22 protein-coding genes are annotated in these 24,441 nt (G+C 34.6%); 17 read left to right on the top strand and 5 right to left on the bottom strand.

What is annotated here, in order from left to right:
* Positions 1-13 precede the first annotated feature (13 nt).
* Positions 14-835 (bottom strand): site-2 protease family protein, encoded by an 822-nt coding sequence (locus HLK68_RS00360; RefSeq protein ID WP_132942915.1) that lies wholly within the window; start codon positions 833-835, stop codon positions 14-16.
* A gap of 577 nt (positions 836-1,412) precedes the next feature.
* Between HLK68_RS00360 and HLK68_RS00355 the strand changes: the two genes are divergently transcribed.
* From HLK68_RS00355 to HLK68_RS00330, 6 genes are all read left to right on the top strand, one after another.
* Entirely contained in the window at positions 1,413-2,570 is a 1,158-nt protein-coding gene (locus HLK68_RS00355) for a YecA family protein (protein ID WP_006784282.1), read from the top strand.
* 177 nt (positions 2,571-2,747) lie between these two features.
* Positions 2,748-4,673, top strand: coding sequence for a peptidase U32 family protein (locus HLK68_RS00350; protein WP_132942914.1), 1,926 nt, complete (start codon positions 2,748-2,750; stop codon positions 4,671-4,673).
* Between the two features lie 11 nt (positions 4,674-4,684).
* Positions 4,685-5,956 carry an aspartate aminotransferase family protein gene (locus tag HLK68_RS00345; RefSeq protein WP_006784284.1) on the top strand — a complete coding sequence of 424 codons (1,272 nt, stop codon included), beginning with the start codon at positions 4,685-4,687 and terminating at the stop codon, positions 5,954-5,956.
* Between the two features lie 113 nt (positions 5,957-6,069).
* On the top strand, positions 6,070-6,375 hold the full coding sequence (locus HLK68_RS00340; RefSeq protein ID WP_006784285.1) for a hypothetical protein: 306 nt from the start codon (positions 6,070-6,072) through the stop codon (positions 6,373-6,375).
* Between the two features lie 109 nt (positions 6,376-6,484).
* Entirely contained in the window at positions 6,485-7,573 is a 1,089-nt protein-coding gene (locus tag HLK68_RS00335; protein WP_055163554.1) for a hypothetical protein, read from the top strand.
* 76 nt (positions 7,574-7,649) lie between these two features.
* Positions 7,650-8,510, top strand: coding sequence for a patatin-like phospholipase family protein (locus tag HLK68_RS00330; protein WP_006784287.1), 861 nt, complete (start codon positions 7,650-7,652; stop codon positions 8,508-8,510).
* A gap of 77 nt (positions 8,511-8,587) precedes the next feature.
* Here the strand turns inward: HLK68_RS00330 and HLK68_RS00325 are convergent, their stop codons facing one another.
* Together HLK68_RS00325 and HLK68_RS00320 are read right to left on the bottom strand one after the other, a co-directional pair.
* A complete protein-coding gene (locus tag HLK68_RS00325; RefSeq protein WP_040763902.1) occupies positions 8,588-8,932 on the bottom strand; it encodes a hypothetical protein in 345 nt (114 codons plus the stop codon).
* Positions 8,929-10,200: a DUF1576 domain-containing protein gene (locus tag HLK68_RS00320; protein WP_132942913.1), complete on the bottom strand. Its 1,272-nt coding sequence runs from the start codon at positions 10,198-10,200 to the stop codon at positions 8,929-8,931. The genes HLK68_RS00325 and HLK68_RS00320 overlap by 4 nt, the downstream gene beginning before the upstream one ends.
* Positions 10,201-10,484: 284 nt before the next feature.
* Here HLK68_RS00320 and HLK68_RS00315 point away from each other — a divergent pair, with 284 nt between their 5' ends.
* The 7 genes from HLK68_RS00315 (at position 10,485) to yajC (ending at position 16,364) form a co-directional block, all read left to right on the top strand.
* Complete coding sequence (locus HLK68_RS00315) at positions 10,485-11,252, top strand: formate/nitrite transporter family protein (protein WP_039930827.1); 768 nt, start codon at positions 10,485-10,487, stop codon at positions 11,250-11,252.
* A gap of 175 nt (positions 11,253-11,427) precedes the next feature.
* On the top strand, positions 11,428-12,015 hold the full coding sequence (gene ruvA, locus HLK68_RS00310; protein WP_006784290.1) for a Holliday junction branch migration protein RuvA: 588 nt from the start codon (positions 11,428-11,430) through the stop codon (positions 12,013-12,015).
* A gap of 136 nt (positions 12,016-12,151) precedes the next feature.
* A complete protein-coding gene (locus HLK68_RS00305; protein WP_129821269.1) occupies positions 12,152-12,355 on the top strand; it encodes a hypothetical protein in 204 nt (67 codons plus the stop codon).
* A complete protein-coding gene (gene ruvB, locus HLK68_RS00300; RefSeq protein ID WP_006784291.1) occupies positions 12,352-13,359 on the top strand; it encodes a Holliday junction branch migration DNA helicase RuvB in 1,008 nt (335 codons plus the stop codon). The genes HLK68_RS00305 and ruvB overlap by 4 nt, the downstream gene beginning before the upstream one ends.
* A gap of 79 nt (positions 13,360-13,438) precedes the next feature.
* On the top strand, positions 13,439-14,467 hold the full coding sequence (queA, locus tag HLK68_RS00295) for a tRNA preQ1(34) S-adenosylmethionine ribosyltransferase-isomerase QueA (RefSeq protein WP_006784292.1): 1,029 nt from the start codon (positions 13,439-13,441) through the stop codon (positions 14,465-14,467).
* A 35-nt stretch (positions 14,468-14,502) separates the two neighbouring features.
* Entirely contained in the window at positions 14,503-15,639 is a 1,137-nt protein-coding gene (tgt, locus tag HLK68_RS00290) for a tRNA guanosine(34) transglycosylase Tgt (protein ID WP_006784293.1), read from the top strand.
* Positions 15,640-16,100: 461 nt separating this feature from the next.
* Positions 16,101-16,364, top strand: a complete 264-nt coding sequence (yajC, locus tag HLK68_RS00285) for a preprotein translocase subunit YajC (RefSeq protein ID WP_006784294.1) — start codon at positions 16,101-16,103, stop codon at positions 16,362-16,364.
* A gap of 52 nt (positions 16,365-16,416) precedes the next feature.
* On the opposite strand, the gene HLK68_RS00280 is transcribed toward yajC, so the two are convergent.
* Positions 16,417-16,797 carry a TIGR04086 family membrane protein gene (locus HLK68_RS00280; protein WP_006784229.1) on the bottom strand — a complete coding sequence of 127 codons (381 nt, stop codon included), beginning with the start codon at positions 16,795-16,797 and terminating at the stop codon, positions 16,417-16,419.
* 117 nt (positions 16,798-16,914) lie between these two features.
* On the opposite strand from HLK68_RS00280, the gene HLK68_RS00275 reads away from it, so the two are divergent.
* Positions 16,915-17,589, top strand: coding sequence for a DUF421 domain-containing protein (locus HLK68_RS00275; protein ID WP_006784228.1), 675 nt, complete (start codon positions 16,915-16,917; stop codon positions 17,587-17,589).
* A gap of 57 nt (positions 17,590-17,646) precedes the next feature.
* On the opposite strand, the gene spoVB is transcribed toward HLK68_RS00275, so the two are convergent.
* Entirely contained in the window at positions 17,647-19,173 is a 1,527-nt protein-coding gene (spoVB, locus tag HLK68_RS00270; RefSeq protein WP_006784227.1) for a stage V sporulation protein B, read from the bottom strand.
* Positions 19,174-19,252: 79 nt separating this feature from the next.
* Here spoVB and recJ point away from each other — a divergent pair, with 79 nt between their 5' ends.
* From recJ to HLK68_RS00255, 3 genes are all read left to right on the top strand, one after another.
* Positions 19,253-21,478 carry a single-stranded-DNA-specific exonuclease RecJ gene (gene recJ, locus HLK68_RS00265; RefSeq protein WP_132942912.1) on the top strand — a complete coding sequence of 742 codons (2,226 nt, stop codon included), beginning with the start codon at positions 19,253-19,255 and terminating at the stop codon, positions 21,476-21,478.
* Positions 21,468-21,980: an adenine phosphoribosyltransferase gene (locus HLK68_RS00260; RefSeq protein WP_006784225.1), complete on the top strand. Its 513-nt coding sequence runs from the start codon at positions 21,468-21,470 to the stop codon at positions 21,978-21,980. Before recJ ends, HLK68_RS00260 begins: the two co-directional genes overlap by 11 nt.
* Positions 21,981-22,242: 262 nt before the next feature.
* Entirely contained in the window at positions 22,243-24,435 is a 2,193-nt protein-coding gene (locus HLK68_RS00255) for a RelA/SpoT family protein (protein WP_132942911.1), read from the top strand.
* Positions 24,436-24,441 lie beyond the last annotated feature (6 nt).

Genomic DNA, 24,441 nt, shown 5'->3' with positions numbered 1-24,441 from the left:
AAAATGGTTGATTTTATATTTTATTTGAACGGACAAGGTGACTTAGGGTGTTAAAAATGCGTTTGAGTAAAATGGCACCTAACAAAATGAGAATCCATTTTAGAAGTTCTGATTTAGGGTTACTTGAGAGCATCATATTTTGATACCAGCGAGTTAAAAAAGGAGTGACGATTAAAAACACTAAAAAATAACCAACGGCTTGATTAATGATTGTTTTAATCTGTTCCAATAACTCTACATGTAGTCCAAATTTTATTAAAAAAGGATCTAATAAAATGGATACAATCTGTCCTCCATCAAAAAAGGGAATCGGAATTAGGTTGAAAAGAAATAGTAAAACATTCATGAATAAAATAATAAATAGGGCATACTGTTGAAGCGTATTTTCATTTGCAATGATTTCGATTGATTCGGTGAATGAGGTATCCGGTATTAAAAAATCATGAACAGACAACATTGAGGTTAAGGAGATAATGAATCTGCTAATGAGTTGGTTCAAAATTTTAAATCCTTCTATTAAGTTTGTTTGATAATAAAGAGTAGAGGCGATAACGGCTGTGATGTAATTAAAGGTGCTACCTGCTAGAAGGATGATGATTTGTTGAAAGGAATTTAATTTATTTTCATCGGTTAAATCATAAATTGTTACACCACCACTCGGAAATAATTTAAAAATAAAGCGAGTATGAGCGGTTTTAATAGACAATATTTTGATACCCATTCCTGTTACCACATCGGTTGCTTTAACTCCAAAGAGGTAAGCTGCACAATAGTGGCCACATTCATGAATGAAAATACTGAGGTAGGCAATGACGATGTATAGAAAAATTGGCATTAGGATTCCCCCCTTTTTAAGACTATCTATACAGAAATAGAAATGTCTTTTCAGTTTTAGAATAAGTCTTAGTTCATCGGACTTTCTACTACTAAGACATCCAATAGTCCATGGGTCCCCTACTCTTGAAGCAGTCTTCTCCGCTGATAGGAGAGGCAAAAGTTTTGCAGTTGTACAAAACTGATTTAGACTTAGACATATACATATATATGCGTCATGGAATTAGAATATCCTTTAATCCAAAAATAGAAGCATTGCGTTAGGCAATGCTTCTATTTTTGGATTAAAAAAAGTTTGCGATATTGGGCCATATAATCTCCCAATAGGAAAACAACGTATAGATGAATTCAAAAAACAATAATAATCCCATCATGGTCACCACCTTAAATGATTGTTAGTTATAGTCTAAGAAAAATCGATTATTTTATGTGTAATTCGATGTCGAAAAAAGAAAAGAAAACAAGAAAAATAAGAGGTAAAACACCTTGTTTGTAGAATTTTCTTTTGCTTTTTTATTAATAATATGATAAAGTATAAATTTCGAGTTGACTTTTTCTTTTGTAAGGTGGGATTACTGATGCAAAATATGAACGATATTATTAAAGAATCAATGATTGCAAATGCAATTAAATGTAATTATGATGAGAAGTTAGAAACAATTCTAAATAAACTCAAAAAACCTGAATTAAAACGTTTAGTGGATCATCATGGATTAAAAGGATGTTCGTCATTAGCAAAAGGTGGATTAATTGAACGTATTATTGCCACACTTGGTGATGTATCACGTTTAGAGTATATTCTGTGTGGCATGGACGATTTGATGATGAGTGATTTCGTTATGTTAGTTAATGAAGCATATGTTAACTGTGATGAGATGATGTCTTCTTCTGTTTACACGTTATACAATCTTGGATATGTTTACCCTGTCATGAACGGTAAAGAGGTTGTTTACATGATGCCTCAAGTTGTAAAAGAGGCTTATGCTAATATCTCTCAACCAGAATTACAAGATACAAAAGTACGTACGGATCTTGTTTATTTATATATGAAGGCATTAGTTAATTTATACGGAATTTGTGATTTTGCTCAATTATGTAAAGTGTTTAATGAGTATGAAACAACACCATTAACGCCAGAAGAAGCGCTAAATGTATTATTCTGTAAATTAACATTCCATGGAAATGTTCAATCATTTGGACCATTATTTGTTTCAGATTCATTACTTATTGATTCAGAACAAGAAGTATTAGCTTTACGCGAAACTCAAGAAGAAAAAGAATATTACATGCCAACAAAAGAAGAAATTCAACAGTTTGGAATGGACGAAGGTGAATGGACTCCTCAATTAATGCAAGTTCAAAAATTTATTGAAGAAAATATTTGTGAAGATAAAAAAGTCGCTCGTGAAATTGCACATGAAATGGGAATGTCTTTTGCATATAAATATCAACCTAAATTAGCCTTTATGGCACTTGAAGGCCGTCAAATTGAAATGGAATCTTACAATGTAGGACAGGCGTTAATGATTCTTTTAATGGATGCATTTAATCATGCTCGTACGTGGGAAAATCGTGGATTCCGTCAAGTTGATTTAGAAGCTTCAGCAGTGAAAGAGGTTGCCTCAACACAAGTTGTTGTTCCAATGATTAATCCAATTAAATCAACTAAAATTGGACGTAATGAACCTTGCCCATGTGGGAGTCAAAAAAAATATAAAAAATGTTGTGGACGTTAATCGTCTTATTTAATCGCCTGTTAAAGCCTTTTGCTTTTAAGAGGCGATTTTTTTTATTTCATATTAAAATGAGTTAACTGAATAAAGTGATAAATGTCGAAATATTAAAGTCTATTCATTTAAAAACAGGTTATGATATAATGAAAATCAATCTGATGAAAGAAGAGGAAGCGGAGTATGAGTCGATATTTTAATAATCAAGAAGTTGAATTACTGGCCCCTGTTGGGACGTTCGAAATATTTAAACAAGTCATTCATAGTGGAGCAGATGCGGTTTATTTAGGTGGTAAAATTTTCAATATGCGTATGCATCGAAAAGGATTTAACTTTACAGATGAAGAGTTAGCAGAAGCCGTTAAAATTACACATGATCTAGGAAAGAAAATCTATATTACAGTTAATAACCTGTTAAGTTCAGAGGATTTAAAACAAGCAAAAGATTATTTAACCTATTTGAGTGAATTAAAGCCAGATGCTATTATCGTTCAAGATATGAGTATTGTGTACTTAGTTAATGAACTTGGACTAGATTTAAATATTCATGCCTCTGTTATGATGAATACACATAATCTTGAAACCATTAAAGCCTTACGAGAACTTGGCGTAACACGCGTTGTAACTTCTCGTGATATTGATTTAGAGACGGTCAAGTACTTCTCTCGTCAAACTGATATGGAGTTTGAATATTTTGTGCATGGTGACATGTGTGTGGCACATGGTTCACAATGTACGTATAGTGGAATTTTATTTGGAAAAAGTGGTAATCGTGGTTTATGTATGAAGCCTTGTCGTTGGGGATATAAAATGAACCAAGGGGGGAACCAATACAATACAACTTTCCCATTGGCGGTTAAAGATATGTATATGTATGAAAATATTCCGGAATTAATTGAAGCGGGAGTGGTTTCATTTAAAATTGAAGGTCGTATGCGAGAAGCCGACTATCTACTGGGGATTATTAATAGCTACAGTGATGCCATTAATCGTTATATTGAAGATCCGATTTTTTATGATCGTCAGAAGGATTCAAAAACGTTGTATGAAAACCGAAAACGTGATTTCTCGACCGCTTATGCTTTTGGTAAACCAGGACTAAGTAATATTAATGAACGATGGGAAGGAACAGGGAAGTTTTATAGTACTGGAAAAGTGTTTAGTAAACCAGTCGAAGAGAGTGAAATGAAAGACTCACGAGTTCAACAAATTAAATCGATGCTTGCGACAGAGGACATCAAAACGCATCGACCGACTTTAAGTGTTAAAGTTAATTCTTATCAGGCCGCGATGATGGCAATCGAAGAAGGGGTTGAAAAGATTTATTTATCAGGTGAAGTATTCCAACCACAGTTGCCATTTAGTGTGAAAGAAATTCAAAGTCTTTCGAAAAATAAGGGAAATTCTAAACTTTATTTAGGATTACCGACGATGATGTATGAAGATGATTTCAGTCGTTATGCTCATTTATTACGTACGCAAAATTTAGGAATTGATGGGATTGTCGTGACGAATTTAGGGGCTATTCGTTATTTTGCAGATTTCGCTTTTGAAATGATTGGGGATACAGCTTTAAATATTTATAATGCGACAGCAGCTAATTTCTATGGACGTTTTGGTTTAAGCTTAGCGGGCATGTCAAATGAATCACCAGTGATGAATACAAAAGATTTATTGCAACATTCAGCGTTACCGATTGAGATTACAGTTCATGGGGCCCCTGTTGTGATGTATATGAGTCATGATTTATATGAAAATACAAAAATCGTTGAGGCAAGTCAAAAAGCAGATCGTAAGTATCGTGATAAAGAGGTCTTGTTATTAATTGATGATAGAGGACAGGAACATCCTGTTTATCGTGACAATAAAGGGAATAACCATATGGTATTAGCTAAAGAATTATGTTATTTACCTTTATTAAAAGAATTACATCATTTAGGTGCGGCATCCTTTAAAATTGAAGGATGTAACTATGAACTTGAAACGTTACGTCAGATTATTAATACGTATCAAAAAGCGATAGCGAATCTTGAGCTTTGTGATGAGTTAGTAAAAGAATTAAATTATGAAAACTTAGGCTTCACACTTGGAGCAATGCAATATAATTAAGGAGATAAATTATGATAGGTGCAGATAAAATTATTCAAAAGAAAAAAGAGTTTTTATTTCCATCGTCTCATGGAAATCATTTTTATAAAAATCCTCCACAAATCGTGAAAGGGGATATGCAGTATTTATATGATGATCAAGGAAAAGAGTATATTGACTTTTTTGCGGGTGTTTCAGTGATGAACTGTGGGCATTGTAATAAAGAAATTTTAGATGTGGCGATTTCACAGATGCAAACGTTACAACATACGACGATCATTTATTTAACAGAGCAAATGGTGAATTTAGCAGAGAAGTTAGCAACGGTGTTACCTGGAAATTTACGTCGCTCATTCTTCTGCTGTACGGGTTCTGAGGCGAATGAAGGAGCCATGTTGCTGGCAAGATTATATACGGGGAAAAATGATTTTATAGCCCTTCATAATGGGTTACATGGACGTACGCATTTAACCATGAGTGCCACTGCTATTCCAATGTGGCGAGCAGATCCAGATTTATCTCGTTGTATTCATTTTGCCAAGAATGTTTATAGTGATACATTAGACTTAGAATCAGCGGCAAAGGCTTCAATTGAAAGTATTAAACAAGTTATTGAAGAACAAGGAGCAGAAAATATTGCAGCTTTAATCGCAGAGCCGATTCAAGGAAATGGTGGAATTATTACACCTCCTCTTTGGTACTTCAAAGAATTAAAGGCTCTTCTTGAGCAACATGATATTTTATTATTGATTGATGAAGTTCAAACTGGATTTGCACGTACCGGAAAGATGTTTGCGATTGAAAATTATGGCGTGGTTCCAGACATTATGACGGTTGCGAAAGCACTTGGAAATGGAATGCCAATTTCTGCTTTTTGTACGAATGATGAAATCGCAAAGGCATTTACTAAGCCATCTGCTTCAACACTTGGTGGAAATCCTGTTTCATCAGCTACTGCGATGGCAGTTTTAGATTACATTGAAAAAAATAACCTGTGTGAACGTTCAGAGTATTTAGGAGCTATTTTAAAACAAAAATTAGAGTTGCTAAAGGAAAAGCATCCGATTATTAAAGAGGTTCGTGGACTTGGCTTAATGCTTGGTGCTGAATTAGTAAAAGCAAATGGAGAAGCAGCATCTGAAGAAACAGATCTCATTTTAGAGAAGCTAAAAGATCGCGGATTAATTGTTGGAAAAAATGGACTAGGACGTAATGTACTAGCTTTCCAGCCACCTTTAGTGATTACGGAAGAAAATATCGAAGTTTTAATTCAGAATTTAGATGATGTTTTAAGTGAATTATAAAAGATGAAAGAGGCCTTCATAAGAAAGGTCTCTTTTTATGTTTTTGCAGACATAGTTTGTGATCATTGAAAATATAATAGAATGAAATCATAATAAGGGTAGGAGGAAAGAAGATGGAACGAAGCTTTAGTCGTGTTCGGATTGTTGTTGTACAGCCAGGGGATGAAGTTTATTTTGATCGCTATTATGACGATGTATTGGCAGCAATTGATAAATTTAATTATTTTTGCAAGTTAGCTAATATCAATTACCCTCAAGAAGTTGAATTTGTTCTTGATAAGACAGAAAAGTATAATGAAATGACAGCTTATTTTCCTTATAACGAAATCAATGATTATAACCAATCAGGTTTTGTTCAAGTATCATTATATTTTGAAGTTGGACGAATGTATTCACCTGATCGGTCATCATTACGATAAAATAGGCAACTAGTAGGAGAAGCAGTAATTTTTTATAAAAATTTACTGCTTTTTTTGATTTACATCATATGATGTAAAGAGTTGACTAATTTTTGATTGGGGTGAGATGATGAGAGTATTAAATCCCACATTGTATGAACAAATTGAAGTGTGGCAGGAACAATTGTCACCTGATGTGGATGTGAAAACACTTGGACATACTCAGGATAATTTACACAATAGTAAGGAAGCGATTATTGCTTGTTTAGTAGAACAGTTTCCGATTAGTTATCGTCAAAGTTATGAGGTCTATCATGATTGGTTTTTAAATGTTGAGGTGTATCAAACGTATGATGAGCTTCAAGTGATAAATGTACTAGCGCTTGGAAGTGGTTCAGGTGGAGATGTCTTTGGCTTAATTCAGGTGATGGAAGAGGTTTTTTCTAATAAGATTATTAATGTCTTTACCGTTGAGGGGAATAAGTTAGCCTTGCGAAGTCAAATGAATATTTTTAGACATTATGTAAGTGTTGGACTAATTAAAAATGAGGTGAATTTAGTTCCAATTTCGATGGTTATTCAACCATCATTTAAAGGATTTAAAGAAAAGTTAAATGAGTTATGTTTTAAACCTTACGATTTTACAAAGTTTGATATGATTCAAAGCTTTAATTGGATGAACGAGAAATCAGTTAGAAAACAGATGAAGTTTCTTGATTTATATGAGTTAATTCAAAGTTTGATGAATCCTAATCGAATTGCTGTGATTGCGGAAACTGTCGATCCTAATTCGAAAAGTGAGGAGTCACCTGTTTTCAAAAGAGCATTAAATGCGTTTATGATGTTTTCTTCTCGCACACAAAAAAAACAAATGCCCCTTTATGCCTTAACGCCGACCCCCTGTATTGCAAGACGATTGGCAGGGCTTTCTAAGTCGCAATGTCAATCATGCAAAGGTTGTTTTGATGAGATCATGTGTTATGTTAAGTTGTGGCAACAGACACGATATGCTTGGCAATCAAGTTATTTGTTTGTAATGAAAATTGCTTCTTCATCGCTTGGGAGTCATCTGGCTAAGAATTTACAAAATGAGACCATCGGTTATCAAACTGCAAGTCAGGTTGGAGTGTATCAAGAGCGTTACTGTACACTCAATCGCCTTGTTAAAAAAGAAGTGACGGCTAATGCTTTTAAGTTATGTCAAGAAGAGGATTCCTAAGTGGAATCCTTTTTTATTTAAAGGCACCATTAGGGGCTAATTTCATAACTTATTGATATAGAGAGGAGGGGATAGTGTGAAAAATATAGGGTTAGTTCTATGTGGTGGAGGGGCAAAAGGTGCCTATCAAGTGGGTGTTTTTAAAGTGTTGGAAGAATTAGAAATTGCAAACGAAATAAAAATGATATCAGGTTCATCCATTGGCGCTTTAAATGGGGCTCTGTACCTAATGTATAGTGCAGATGAGATTGACCAAATTTGGCAACAGTGTAATTGGACAGCTATTTTTGGTGTGAGTAAAGAAAATATTAAAAAGGTAAATCAAATTGTACATCGTGTGAATACGAGGCAGATGTCGCCTTTTTTTGGGGCGATTAATATGGTTGGAGTTGCTAATCAAACAGGACTTCCATTACAAAGAAAGGGATTTGAGAAAGTATTACGCCAGTATTTAAAGCCATCTATTATACAGAAACAATCAATAGACCTTATCGTATCATGTGGAAAAGTAAATAGTAAGCAATTAGCCTATTTTAACTTAAATCATCAGTCTCCAAAGAAAATGCAAGATATTTTGTTTGCGACAACAGCTGTACCGATGTTGTATAATCCTGTTTATATTGATAACAGCTATTATTGTGATCCGATGAAATATGAACGTGCCCCTCTCGCTCCTTTGTTAAAATCAGATTGTGAGACGATTATTATTGTTTATTTAAATCGGGGGCAGTGTTTGGGTCGAAAAGAAATTAATGGTAAACGACTGATTGAAATTGCACCAAGTCGAGATTTGGGCACTGGTATTTACGGAAGTTTTGATTTTAGAAAAAGTGTGATTGAAAATTCGATTGAACTAGGAGGGAATGATGCATATCGAATTTTGTATAATGTCTTAAAGGAAAATCCGAGACCTCCACGTTATCTTAAGAAAAAATAAGTGAAGATGAACAGACAGAAAAATGATTAAATAAAAAAAGAGATACTTTAAGTTATAAAGCATCTCCTTTTTTGTGTCTAAGCCTTATTTTTATAGAGTTTAAGGTTTAGAAGGTTTTGATTGATTTCCATTTTAAATGAGTCAGTCATCATCCCAATTAAGGCTAATTCAAAATCTTTACATCCTTCGCCTGCTAATTCCCAATAACACTCTTCCATTTCAACTTGTCGATTAGTTTGTAAATAATAGCTTAGATCTTTAAGCTTATCTGATTTTTCTACGTTATAGTTACAACTTAGGAGAAGTTCAAATTGTGAGTCTTGCTCATTGATTTGAACAGAGATATTCGTTGCATCTAAGGTGAAGAAGAAGCTAATAAGCTCGTTAGTTATTTTTGCTATGCGTTTTTGTGTTGAAATCATTGACGTGTTTCCTTTCGAAAAGCTTCAATTAATGGTACCAAAATAGCGGCGACAATGCCAGCAGAAAAACCATTATTATATAAATTTAATCCAGCATGCAGGCTTCCGACATGTAAAACAACGGATGAATGTAAAAAGCCTGCTAAAATTCCGTATGCCCAACCAAATTCACCTGCAATCGGAGCGAGTGACGTTCCAAATAAGGCTGCAAGTAAAATCGAGGGATCATTAATAGACCATACCTTTAAATAGGAACCGATGACTACACCAATCATTACCGGGATAATGTTTTTAAAATGTTTTCCAAATGCTCCGAATCCTATAACGGCAAAAATTCCACCGATAGTTGGTCCATTTAACTGACCACCAACTATTAAGACGTAAGTAGTAGCGATTAATCCATTGATTCCCATATTGATGAGTGTTGGAGAAAAACCATCTATTAAAATGAAATCACTAACTAGTCGTCCTGAGTGGTGTGTAATCCGTTTGAATTGTTCAATTGATCGTGTATCAGTCAACTCTCCTAGTAGAATCATTACCGTGCAAAGAAAATAGAGATAGCTTCCGATTAAAAGATTATTCCCCTCTCCCCAAATGAGTTGAGATGAGGGTTTATATCCAAAGGATTTAAATAAGGCAACTAAAACGGTAATCATCATACCTGCTGTAAATCCAACATTATAAAGGTTATATCCTTGGTGAACCTTTAAAAAGTGAGAGGCTAGAGGGGGAAGAATAAATCCAATTAGAATTCCTAAGATAATACCGAGTATGATTCGAAGCGGTAAAATAAGTTGAAAGTGAAAGATAATCTCTGTTACGATGGGGGCCATCGCCGTTCCGAATAATGCGATATAGATGTATCTAGCAAAAGGTTGTTTATGATACTTTGCAAATAAGTAGACCCCAATGATGATGGCCCATATATTTAATAAATTCTTACCTAGAAATGAAAAACCAGCAATTAGGAATAGGGAAGCGAAGGTTGCCCCATTAAAGTGGATTTTGTTTTTCCAGAGTAGAAAAATGATAATTAAGGTTAATATTCCAGAGTTAACAAATGCTCCTCCAATTCCACCGATCACGATATAATCAGTGATAAGGGCATCTGGATGAATAATAATTTCATATAAACCGTTTAAAATGTCTTTAAAGGAAGAGGTAATAAATCCAAATCCGATTAAGGAGAGGGCGATAAATATCATGACCCACATTTTATCGGATTCTTTCCAAATTTTTATTTTTTGCCTCTCTATCGTTTCCATCTATCAATCTCCTTTTCTATTAAATGTTATAACTATTATAATATATTGTGGGAATGGTCGTAAATATAACGTTTTCATTAAAATGTAAGAAAGAAGTGGAGAGAATATGGGAAGTACAGGAGAAATGTGGATAAAATAAGGAAAAAATGACACTAAATTGCTTAAAATTTATTTACAAATAAAGTGAATTGGTGTTATTGTTATGTTATAACGTTATAACATCATAATGTATTAACTCTGATGTTATAGTTAGATTTTAGGAGAATTACGTGGAGGGGTATTTTATGCAACAAATGTTAGCGCCAAAAGAAATTGCTGAAGCAACGGTTGGTGTTGGTAAGTATAAGACATCTAAGAAAAATAGTATTGTATTTGTTTCAGCTATGTTGGCAGGACTATTCATTGGACTTGGCTACACAGGATATTTAATTGTATCTGGCATTATGGCAGATGCGGCAGTTGGTAAAGTGGTTGGAGCTTTATTATTCCCTGTGGGATTATTATTAGTTTTAATTGCTGGAGCTGATTTATTTACCGGTAATACGTTAGTCACGATGGCGTGGTATAAAAAAGAAATTAAATTAGGTGATGTAGCAAAAAATCTTAGTATTGTTTGGCTTGGAAACTTAGTTGGAGCTTTATTCTTAGTTGTTTTAGTGTATTATAGTAATACATTTACCGGATCAATAGCTGAAGGTGTGATGCATTTAGCTGAGAAAAAAGTTCATTTAAATATGGTTGAATTATTAACTCGTAGTACGTTATGTAATATTTTAGTTGCAATCACAGTTTATATGTCTTATGCAGCGAAGGATGTTACAGGAAAAGTTATTATTAGTTATATTCCGATTTGGTTATTCGTTATTACAGGATTTGAACACTGCGTGGCAAACATGTTCGTTTTACCAATGGGATATTTACTTGGAGCAGATCTTACGATTGGACAAATTATGGCTAATATTATTCCAGTTACAATCGGAAATATTATAGGTGGGATGTTAGTGACTGCAGCGTACTACTTCTTATTCTTAAAAGATAAAGATCATCATTAAGATGAGGGCTTGTCCGTAAGGGCAAGCTTTTTTAATTTATAGCAACTATTGACGTGATTTTTTAGAAGGTTATGATGATTTTAAATGGATTCATGATTAAAATAGAAATGAATCTCCTAAAATAGAACTAATGTTTGTTTTTGTAACTTTTTAATCTAGGTGAAGTTATGTTATAATGAATCAATATAAAGAGGTGATGAAGGTGTACGCATATTTAAAAGGAACGGTTGCTTATAGCGCTAAAGATTTCGTTGTGATTGAGGTAGCGGGTATTGGATATAAAGTTTATACGGCGAATCCTTATGAATTTAGAAAGGATGAAGCGACACAGGTTTTTACACACCAAGTGGTGTCAGAGAATGATTTAAGTTTGTATGGATTTAAGACGCTTGAGGAACATGATTTGTTTATCAATTTGATTAGTGCAAGAGGCATTGGACCTAAAACAGCTTGTGCGATTTTAGCGATGAAGGATATGAGTGGATTACGTCATGCGATTGAAAATGGTGATGCAAAATATTTATGTAAGTTTCCTAAAATCGGTCCAAAAACTGCGCAACAAATTATCTTGGATTTAAAAGGTAAGTTAGTTGTGCCAGATGCTGCAATTTTTGTCAATAATAGTTTATCTGAGGCGCTTGAAGCTCTACAAGCACTTGGATATGGAGATAAAGAATTAACGAAGGTTAAAAACGCATTTAAAGATACTGATGCTTCTGTTGATGAAATTATTAAAAAAGGTCTACAATTATTAGTTAAGTAATCGATTAGTCCTGATTAATTTTCTATAGTTATTTTATAGGGTCTATAGTTGGGGTGGATAATCAAGCATTTGAATAATCAAGACTGACTTTTATTATCTTGGTTATTAATTGTTATATATAGAAGAGAGGGATAGGATGAAGTCAATGCAACGTATTAATCCATTTGCTATTGGGGGCGCCTTTGTTGAGTATTGCGTTGATAAGGGATACCTTGTGATGGAAGTAATGGATCATGAGGTGAAATATTATTTGACTGAAGAGGGAGAAGTAAAACTTAAAGAGGAATTTGGTATTACTTTGCATGCTTGTGCAAAAATAAAAGAAGGAAGTAGGGAATGAAGATGACAGAAGAACGCTTAGTGACACCAGATGAAGTCATGGGAGATGAGTCTGAATTAAGCTTACGTCCTGAACGTTTAAATCAGTATATCGGACAGACAGCTGTAAAAGAAAATTTACGTATTTTCATTGAAGCGGCTAAAAATCGTAACGAGTCGCTAGATCATGTTTTATTATTCGGACCTCCGGGTCTTGGTAAAACGACATTAGCCACGATTATTGCAAATGAAATGGGTGTTAACATTAAAACAACATCAGGGCCTATGATTGAAAGAAGTGGTGATTTAGCGGCTATTTTATCAGTTCTTGAACCAGGAGATGTTTTATTTATTGATGAGATTCACCGTTTACCTAAATCAATCGAAGAAGTTTTGTATCCAGCGATGGAAGATTATGTTTTAGATATTGTCGTTGGAAAAGATGAGTCAGCACGTTCGATTCGTGTAGATTTAGCGCCATTTACACTGGTTGGGGCAACGACAAGAGCAGGGGATTTATCAGCTCCACTTCGTGATCGTTTTGGTGTTATTAATCGATTAGAGTACTATACAGAAGAGCAGTTAACTTCTATTGTTAAGCGTACGGCGATTGTTTATGAGATTGAGATGGATGATTTAGCCGCACTAGAGTTAGCTCGTCGTTCTCGTGGCACACCTCGTATTGCAAATCGATTATTCCGTCGTGTTCGTGATTATGCCGAGGTAGTAGGGAATGGAGTGATTACACATGATATTGCAAAATTAGCACTTGATCGTTTAGACATTGATGAGTTAGGGCTTGATTATGTGGATCATAAGTATTTAAGAGGAATTATTGAACGCTTTGGTGGTGGTCCTTGTGGAATTGAAGCGATTGCCGCTTCAATCGGGGAGGAATCACAGACGCTTGAAGATGTTTATGAGCCGTATTTACTTCAAATGGGATTTATTAAACGAACACCTCGTGGTCGAGTGATTACACCACAAGCTTGTCATCATTTAGGGATTGAGTATCCGTTAAAATAAAGATTGAAAAAAAGCGATATTTGGTAGATAATTTAAGAAGTAATTAAATTAATTTTGCAACATAGAAAGTTGGTGTTTTATGCGAGTCGATCAGTTTGATTTTGAATTGCCCGATGAATTAATCGCACAGACTCCATTAAAAGATCGCGATACATCGCGTTTAATGGTTTTAAACAAGAAAACGGGTGAGGTAAAACATGAAGTATTTCATGATGTGTTAAATTACTTGCGCCCAAATGATACATTAGTATTAAATAATACGAAGGTCATGCCAGCTAGGTTAATGGGACAAAAACCAGATACAGGAGCCAGCATTGAGGTTTTATTATTAAAACAAGAACAACAAGATTGTTGGGAAACGTTAGTAAAACCTGCTAAGCGTGTTAAAGTTGGGACGATTGTTGAATTTGGAGACGGACGTTTAAAAGCAGAGTGTATTTCAACAGGCGATATGGGAAAACGTGTTTTCAAATTTATGTATGATGGGATTTTCTATGAGGTATTAGATTCACTTGGAGAAATGCCATTACCACCTTATATTACTGAAAAGTTAGATGATCGTGATCGTTATCAAACTGTTTTTGCTAAGGAAATTGGTTCAGCAGCTGCCCCAACAGCAGGGTTACATTTTACTCCTGAATTACTTGAAGAAATTCAAGCTAAAGGGGTTAAAATTGCTTATGTAACGTTGCATGTTGGACTTGGAACGTTTAGACCAGTATCAGTAGATTCTGTCGAAGAACATGATATGCATGCAGAATTTTATCAAATGTCACAAGAAACGGCAGATATTTTAAATCAAACTCATGAGTTAGGTGGACGTATTATTACAGTTGGAACCACTTCAACACGTACACTTGAAACCATTGCTCGTGATCATGGGAAATTTGTGGCTTGTGAAGGATGGACAGATATCTTTATTTATCCGCCGTATCAATTTAAAGGGATTGATGGAATGATTACAAATTTCCATTTACCAAAGTCAACATTAATTATGTTAATTTCATCTTTAGCAGGACAAGATGCTGTGATGAATGCTTATAAAATTGCAGTTGAGGAAAAATATCGTTTCTTTAGTTTTGGAGATGCGATGCTAATTATAGAATAAAATGCAACTAAGATAGTTAAAGTGAGGTGCCAATCTTGGCGATTAAATATGAATTAATACATGAATGTAAACAATCAGGTGCGCGTTATGGAAAATTACACACACCACACGGAAGTTTTGAAACTCCTGTTTTTATGCCTGTTGGAACATTAGCAACGGTTAAAACATTATCACCAGAAGAGTTAGAAAAAATGGGAGCTAAAATTATTTTAGCGAATACATATCATTTATGGTTACAGCCTGGTGAAAAAATTGTGGAAGAAGCCGGAGGGCTTCATAAATTTGAGAATTGGGGCGGAGCTATTTTAACTGACTCTGGTGGATTCCAAGTTTTTAGCTTAAGTAAACTACGTCAAATCTCGGAAGAAGGAGTAACCTTCCGTGATCATCGTAATGGAGCACCATTATTTATGTCACCAGAAATTTCTATCGGTGTTCAGAATTCATTAGGGGCAGATATTATCATGTCATTTGATGAGTGTCCACCATATCCAGCCACTTATGACTATATGAAAGATTCAGTAGAACGTACGATTCGTTGGGCAGAGCGTGGGAAAAATGCTCATAAAAATCCTGATACGCAAGCGTTATTTGGGATTGTTCAAGGTGGGGAATTCCCAGAACTTCGTAAATACTGTGCTGAAAAGTTAGTTGAAATGGATTTCCCAGGATACTCTGTTGGTGGGGTATCAGTTGGAGAACCAAAAGATGTAGCGCGTAAGATGATTTCGTATACAACACCATATTTACCAAAAGATAAACCACGTTATTTAATGGGAGTAGGATCTCCAGATGATTTAATCGATGGAGCTATTTTAGGTATTGATATGTTTGACTGTGTGTTACCAACTCGTATTGCTCGTCACGGAACAGCGATGACTTCAGTTGGTCGTGTTGTGATTAAAAATAAAACTTATGAACGCGATTTTACTCCGTTAGATCCAAACTGCGATTGCTATGCTTGTAAAAATTATACAAAAGCATACATTCGTCACTTGATTAAAGCGAACGAATCATTTGGACAACGTTTAGTGTCTTATCATAACTTACACTTCTTAATCAACTTAATGGAACAAATCCGTGAAGCCATCAAAAACGATCGTTTACTAGACTTCAAAGAAGAATTCTTCGAACAATACGGACTAAACAAACCAGGATCACGCGGATTCTAATAAGAAAAGCGGGGTCCCCACCCTGACGAAGTCAGGTTTACTCCGTAGGTGGGGCTGTTCCTTCTTGAAGGAAAAATCTTATTCCATTAGACGGACTACTATAATGCGTAGAAAGTAGGGACCTAGAGTTTGGAAAGCTTTCCTCAATTACTGGGCTAAGAGGAGGTGGAAGCAACTGAAGAGTTGCAACAGCTTCTCGAACTTTACAAGCATTGTGCGAGTGTTGCTAGACAATAAAAAAAGCGGGGCCCCACTGATGAAGTCGATTTTTATCATGAATTTTGGAGTTTAAACATATTTATTTAATTTAGTGTGAAAAATAGAAAGACTTAATACTGAAAGTATGTGAATATTCTCTATTTTTTTAAGTGAAAGTTTTTTATAATAGAAGTGTAGGAAATCAACTACGATCTTATTTTTCATAAATTTTAAAATTAAGAATGGTGAAGGAGAGATGTTCAATGAGCGCTGATATGATTGTACTTATTATTCAATTTGCCTTATTAGGGGTAATTATTTATTTCTTTATGATTCGTCCAGAAAGTAAACGCCGTAAAGCTGTTGCATCGATGCAAAGTAGTTTAAACAAAGGTGACCGTGTGGTGACTATTGGTGGTGTTCACGGACGTATTCATGCATTAGAAGAGACGACTGTTACTTTAATTAATGATGAAGGTGCAAAATGGACTTTTGAACGTAGTGCCATTGCACGTAAAGCTGAGTAGTAATTGAAAATAAAAAAAGCATAGAACTAATTTTAGTTCTATGCTTTTTTTATTAATTTTTTTTAGTTCCCGGAAGATTAACACCAATCATTCCTCCAGTGACACAGATGACTAAGGTAATCACACAACGAATAGCAAATTTAAATGAAAGAGGTGATTCTACTCCAATGAGATAGTAAAGCAGGCTCAGGATAATCATCGTAGCCGCAATCATTAACCCAATTAACCAACCTTTTTCAGCGACTTGTTTGGCAACAACTGCAGATCCGATGAAAAAGATTGCAACGTATGAAGCATAAATTAATTTTTCTAATGCTCCAACTGAAAGCCATTCAAAATACGCAAAAGTAGTTATAAGTAACCCAAGTATGAGGATACTAATAACAATGAAGCTTAAACCGTATAATAATGCTCGTCCTAATTTTTGTGTCATATTCTCAACTCCTAATACAATCATGTTATCTCAATAATCAATTTATGAACGATGCGACAGGATTATGAGAATCATTAATAAAGTTAGTAATAGATTAAGTAAAAAGAGGAGGACGTTATGGATCCGAATTGTTATATTGTGGTGTATCGAACAACTTTATTTTATATTGTGTTGTTAATTGTATTTAAATTAATGGGAAAAAGGGAAATTGGTCAGTTGACGCTACTTGATTTAGTTGTATCGGTTTTAATGGCTGAGATTGCAGCGATGGCCATTGATAACTTGAATCGTCCCATTCATGAAGTCTTGTTAGCAATTGGTCTTCTAGGGGCTTTACAGTTTTGTTCCGCTTTTATTACATTAAGATTTAAAAAGGTGAGAGAGATTGTAGACGGCAAGCCCTCTATTTTAATTCATCATGGCATGGTTGATTTAGATGAGATGCGTAGACAACGTTATACATTTGATGATTTAATGCTTCAATTGAGAACAAATAATATTTCGTCTGTATTTGAAGTGGAGTATGCGATACTAGAAGCAAATGGTGAGTTATCTGCCTTTAAAAAACAAGAAACTGAATATAACCCATTACCAATTATTACGTCAGGTGGAATTGAAAAAGAAAATTTATTTTTAATTCAAAAAAATGAAGATTGGGTGAAACAAGAACTTGAAAATCAGGGGATTTTTTCGGTTAAAGAGGTGTATTATGCAGCTTATGATGGTGAGCATCTTCAATGTTTAACACGACGAAATCTCGATTTAAATGCAAAAAACGTTACCGAGCAGTAACGTTTTTTAGTCGCAATCCTTCTTTATCTCATGGAAACATATGTTATAATAAGAACGTTATTTCGTTTTGATGGATGTTGTCATTTTTTGTGTTGGAAAAAGTCCACAAATAACAATAAGAAATAGGTAAGCAATCGATACAATCATCATAATGAATATCATATTGAGAAATGGGTTTGTGAAGAAGCTCATAGTAGCGGATAGGTATCGGCCCAGTAAAAAGGTAATCCCAATAATTAACGTTCCGTTAATTACAGCACGAAGATCCATACTATATCCGATTTTTTTATGAATAATAATATAATGCCATCCTGTGATAAAGACGATATTGAATAAAACAGAGATAATTAATCCGTAAATATTTAAAGACGGGATTAAAAGTAAGACAACCATCATGATAATTTTGATGATAGAGGAAATAAGTGTGGTCGTCATGGCACGACTTGCTTCATCAATGGCTTGTAAACTGGCTGTCATCGGCCCTTGGAAATAGTATAAAAGGAAAAAGGGTGCCATGATGAGTAGATAGTCTGATCCAGTACTTGTGCCATATAGAAGTTTCATTAATTCAAATGGGAAAATCATCAGTAAGACCGTATAAAGTCCACTCGGAAGAAAAGAGAGTTGAAAAGCTGCATTGAGATGCGAGTGGATTCGTTCGAAGTTTTTACTTGCAAAAGCTTGGCTAATCGGAGGTACAATCGATTGTGTGACAGCCATCGTAATAAAGGATGGCATCAATAGCATAGGAAGGGCGAATCCTGAAACGGCACCGTATAATTTGGCACTTGATTCACTAGTATAACCGATTTGGTAGAGACATTGTACGACAATGATGGGTTCTAGAAAGTGTGAGAAAGAACCGATTAAACGACTTCCAGTTGCGGGTAAGGAGATGGCGATAACATCTTTGAAGTTTTGAGAAGTTAATCGAGTTGGTAAGAGATTAGCACCACGATGGTTAATTCTCATATTGTTTAAGAACATCACAATTAAAATAAAAATGGAAGCTAATTCTCCTGCAATCGAAGCCCAAATTGTCCCGACAACGCCATAGATTACACCATAAGGCAATAACCAATTAATAAAGAAGATACAAATGATAATTCTGACAATTTGTTCAACAAGTGTTGAAATCGCTGAGGGATACATGTTTTGTTCCCCTTGAAAATAGGCTTTCAAAATGGACGATAATGACACACAAAATAAAAGGGGTCCGATTGAAATGAGGGGAAGATAGGTTCTAGCATCCTTTAATAAATAAACAGCTAATGGTTTTGCTGTGAAAAAGAGGATGATAGAAATTAAAAGGCTAGAGGCCATCGCAATAATAAGAGAGACAGATAATATTTTTTTCTGTCGCTTGTTTGCTCGTGAAATTAAGGTTGGGATGGCAACGGGAAGCCCGATACTTGCGAATGTCGTTAATAACATCAATGTCGGTGAAATTAGCATGTAAATACCAATTCCGTCTTCTCCTAACAACCTTGTCACAATAATCCGATTTATCATTCCTAATATTTTAGTAATTAAACCGGCTACAACGAGTATTAAAGTTCCTTGTGCAACGCTTTGTTTTTTCATAGTTATCCACCTATACTTAATTAATATTTCGATTAAGTCTATGATAGAATTTTATAAAATATGAAGGTGAGGAGATATTTTGCTTAAATCTAATTTTTTATGGCAGTGGAGTGAATCAATCGGGGAGTTAGAACTTGACTTTAATTCAAATCTTCGTGATGAAGTTAAACAACTCATTTTAAATCGTCACTTAGCGAGTGAGAAGAGTATTGACACCTTTTTAAGCGGTGAGGGTCCTTTATATGATCCCTTTTTATTTTCGGATATGAAAAAGAGTGTTGATCGTATAAACAAAGCAATTGAAAATCAAGAGCCAATTTTAATTTATGGGGATTATGATGCTGATGGTGTAACAGGAACTTCTATTTTAATGAGAGCATTAAGAGGGCTAGGAGCCATCGTAGATTATTATATCCCAAATCGTTTTTATGAGGGATATGGGCCGAATGAAGATGCTTTTATGCAGGCTATTTCAGATGGATATAAGTTAATTATAACGGTGGATAATGGAATATCAGGTCTATTAGAAGCTGATATTTTACCTCCTTACGGGGTTGATTTAATTATTACCGACCATCATCAACCAAAGGAATGCCACCCAAATGCTTTTTCAATTATTCATCCGGAATTAGATTCATCTTATCCATTTCATCAATTATCAGGAGCTGGAGTTGCCTTGAAATTAGCTCAAGCTTTAATTGGAGATGGGTTATCAGAAGAGTATTTTGCTATTGCAGCTCTTGGAACAATTGGAGATGTTGTTCCTTTAAGTGACGAAAATCGTTATATCGTTAAACGTGGACTTGAGGCGATTAGACGGACTGAGTTATGCGGGTTAAATGCGCTGATGAATGAAGCAAAGATAGATAAATCGGAAGTGGATGAAGTTAATGTCGGATTTGAAATTTGTCCAAGGTTAAATGCGCCAGGACGAATGGATGAAGCAGCGTTAGCTGTTGAACTTTTAATTAGTGATGATGAGATGGAAGCCGCTTTGATTGCAACACAAATTGAATCTTTTAACTTAGAACGTCAAAAAGTAACGCAAAAAGTATTAGATCAGGCAAGTACACTCATGACTCCAAAACAACTAGAAGATAAAAAAGTGGTTTTATTATATCAACCGAACTGGCATGAGGGGATTTTAGGAATTGTTGCAGGTCGATTATCGAAATTGTGGCAAAAAGCTGTCTTTGTCTTAACTGATGATCATGATGGATTTGTTAAAGGATCGGCAAGAGCGGTTGAGGGGTATCATTTATTTGATTTACTCAATCAAAATGAAGACTTAATCGAACGTTTTGGGGGACATGCGCTTGCGGCTGGGATTACGTTAGCTCCAGAAAATATTCAACCGTTAGAAGATAAGTTAAATGCTGATTTAAGAGGGATTAAGATTCAACCGATGCAACGGGTAGACTTAAATTTATCACTTGAAAAAATTGATCTTGAATTAGTTGAGGATTTAGCTGTTTTGGCGCCTTATGGTGAGGGCAATCGTCCTCCAGTGATCGGAATTGAGCAGGTTAAAGTTAAAAATATTAAAGCGATCGGAAATAAGTTACAACATTTAAAGTTTACGATTTATGATGAGGCTCATCAACTAGATGCAATTGCGTTTAATAAAGCGGATTTAATGATTTATTTAACGCCTGATACATTGTTTGATTTTATTGGAGAGATTAAAATTAATGAATGGAATGGAAATCGAACGGTTCAATTTCATGTCATGGATGTTAAATGTGATGAGTTCCAGTTGCTTGATTTAAGAAATAAGCAAGTTTACGAACAAAATAGGGAAAAGCTTATTCATGCGACTTTATATTCTGAGGTAACTGAAACATCAGAAATAAGTACGTTAATCATCGATAAAATTCCAAGCTCTAAAGAACAGTTGTGGGCACTTATAAAAGAGCATCCAATTCAAAATATCGTTTTAGCTCCTTTACCAAATCACGTGACATTTGCACCGAGAGAAAAATTTATTACCGTGTATAAGCTAGTCAAACAACACAGTCCAATTCATTTAAATGATCAAATGTATAGTTACTTTATGCGCATTGGAATTAGTAAAAATGAATTATTATTCATTTTGCAGGTGTTTTTTGAGATAGAACTTGTTATAATAAAAAATGGTTCGGTTTTTTCAACCGATTATCAGATGAAGCGTGATTTATCAGAAGCTCCAACGTATCAGTCTCAACAATCAAAGCTTTTGATGCTTGAATTTTTTGAATTGACGACGTGGAGTGAATTGAAGAACAGTTTTATTAACGCTAGGGAGGAAATAACTCATGAATCTTAAAGATTATGTTGCAAACGTACCTAATTTTCCAAAGGAAGGTATTCAGTTTAAAGATATTACACCGTTAATGGCAGACGGAGAAGCATATAACTTTGCAACATCTCAAATGGTGGAATTTGCAAAGGCACAAAACGCAGAATTAATCGTTGGACCTGAAGCTCGTGGATTTATTTTTGGATGTCCAGTTGCAAATGAATTAAAAATTGGATTTGCGCCTGTTCGTAAACCAGGAAAATTACCTCGTGAAACAGTTTCATTTAACTATGATTTAGAATATGGTTCAAATACATTATGCATGCACAAAGATGCCGTAAAGCCAGGGCAACGTGTTTTAATCGTTGATGATTTATTAGCAACAGGTGGAACAGTTGAAGCTACGATTAAAATCATTGAAGAGCTTGGTGGTATTGTAGTTGGATGTGCTTTCTTAATTGAGCTTGTTGATTTAGATGGGCGCAAACACTTAGGAAATTATGACGTTTTCTCATTAATGCAATATTAATTTTTAAAAATATAAAAGATTAAGTAGAGTTGAAGCAATTATTGTTGCAATTCTACTTTTTTTTATGTTAAAATCTAAAAAAAGTATGTATCATGCTAAAATAGTATTGATTATGTTAAGTTTTACGGTTTGTGATAGATGTTGATTTGGTCATCATCTTTTTTTTCACCTAAAATAATTCGAAAATATCATTTTTTTTGAAACAAAAGATGATTTTAGATTTATAATAAATTAAGTATATTAAATGGTAGGAGTAATAATTATGTACCAACTAAATGGGTATGACATTTCAATTGACCATGTTTTAGAGCAAGCTAAAACATATATTAAAAATCCGGATAGTATTGCCATCATTGAAAAAGCGTTTGAACTTGCGTATCAGCAGCATAAGACGCAATTGCGCAAATCAGGGGAACCGTATATTATCCACCCCATTGAGGTCGCTTATATTTTAGCGAAGTGGCAAACGGGACCTCGTACCATTGCTTCAGGGCTTTTACATGACATTATCGAGGATACAGATATTACAAAAGAGGAAATAGCTGAACTCTTTGATGATGAAATTGCCAATATTGTAGATGGTGTGACAAAGTTAACAAAATTATCTTATAAATCAAAAGAAAAACAGCAGGCTGAAAATCATCGTAAAATGTTACTTGCGATGAGTAAAGATATTCGTGTTATTTTAGTTAAATTAGCTGATCGTTTACACAATATTCGTACGCTTAAGTTTTTAGCGCCGGAAAAACAATGTGCGATTGCTCATGAGACGATGGAAATTTATGTTCCAATTGCACATCGTTTAGGGATGTATCGTGTTAAAGCTGAACTTGAGGATACCTCGCTTCGCTTTTTAAAGCCCGAAGATTTTTATCGAATTGCTCAGTTAATTAAACAAAAGAAACACGAGCGAGAAGCACAGATAAAAGAAATGGAAGACGAGATTAAATCAGCATTAAGTGAATATCAAATTAATTTTGAGATTAAAGGGCGTATTAAAAATATTTATAGCGTGTACAAAAAAATGATGACGCGTGAAAAAGATTTTGAAGAAATTTATGATTTGCTAGCGCTACGTTTAATTGTTAATTCTGTTCCTGAATGTTATTCAGCGCTTGGAATTATCCATGCGCACTTTAAACCGATTCCAAATCGCTTTAAAGATTATATTGCGATGCCCAAACCAAATATGTATCAGTCCTTACATACAACGATTATTGGACCACATGGTAATGTCTTTGAGGTTCAAATTCGTACAAAAGAAATGGATGATATCGCGGAGCAAGGAGTTGCTGCTCATTGGGCGTATAAAGAAAATAGACAAATCACTCCAAAACAGGAACAAAAAGAAATTCAAGATAAATTAAAATGGTATGAAACATTAATCGCTTACCAAGAAGAAGTGAATGATGCTGAGAAATTAATGAAGCTCGTTAAAGATGATATCTTTAATGCGAATGTGTATGTCTTTTCTCCAAATGGAGACGTCTTTGATTTTCCACCGGGTTCTACCCCACTTGATTTTGCATATCGTATTCATACAGATCTTGGACATAAAACAACGGGTGCGATTGTGAATGGAAAGATTGTTACCTTAAATTATCAAATGAAAACCGGCGATATTGTTGAAATTAAATCATCAAGAAATTCCTTTGGTCCGAGTGAAGATTGGTTAAATATTGTTCAGACTTCACAAGCACGTCATAAAATTCGCCAGTACTTTAATCGTATTAAACGCGAAGAGTATGTCAATAAAGGCGAAGAGGCTTTCCTAAAAGAATTAGCTTCGAAAGATTTATCGTTAAGTGATTTAGATATTAAAAAATTATTAACAGCTTATAAAAAGCAAAGTATTGATAAACTAGAAGAGCTTTATTACCAAATTGGTCGCGGTCGCTTAGTCGTTAAAACAATGCTTGAACGATATTTCGCAGATGGTAAGGAAGTCAATGATAGTGAACTCATTCAACAAATTAACGAGGCGGCAAAGATTAAAGAAGAGCATCGTAAAAAAGCAAAAAATCGTTTTGGTATTATTGTAGATGGATTAGATAATGTTGATTTAAGGATTGGGAAATGTTGCCACCCGGTGCCAGGTGATCCGATTGTTGGATATATTACAAAAGGTAGCGGGATTACGATTCACCATGCTGAATGTCATAATATCAAAACCAATGGAAGAATTGTTCCAGTTGAGTGGGATGATGAGCATTCAAATTCATTTAGTGCTAAAATTAGAATCACAGCACTTGATCGTAAAAATGTACTTGGCGATGTGATTCAAAAATTGACAATTTTAAATACGAATATTTCGGAATTGAATGCTGTATCTGCTAATGACACAACCATTATCAATTTATCATTATCTGTACGTAATGTGGAGCAGCTCATCAGTATTGTTAATACAATTAAGCGTGTTAAAGATGTCTTTAGTGTAGAACGTATTATACAGTAATAGGAG

The sequence above is a fragment of the Turicibacter sanguinis genome (assembly GCF_013046825.1).
In the GTDB taxonomy this organism is placed as follows: Bacteria; Bacillota_I; Bacilli_A; order MOL361; family Turicibacteraceae; genus Turicibacter; species Turicibacter sanguinis.
The sequence above is the reverse complement of the archived record's forward strand: the minus strand, read 5'-3'. Positions and strand labels throughout refer to the sequence as shown.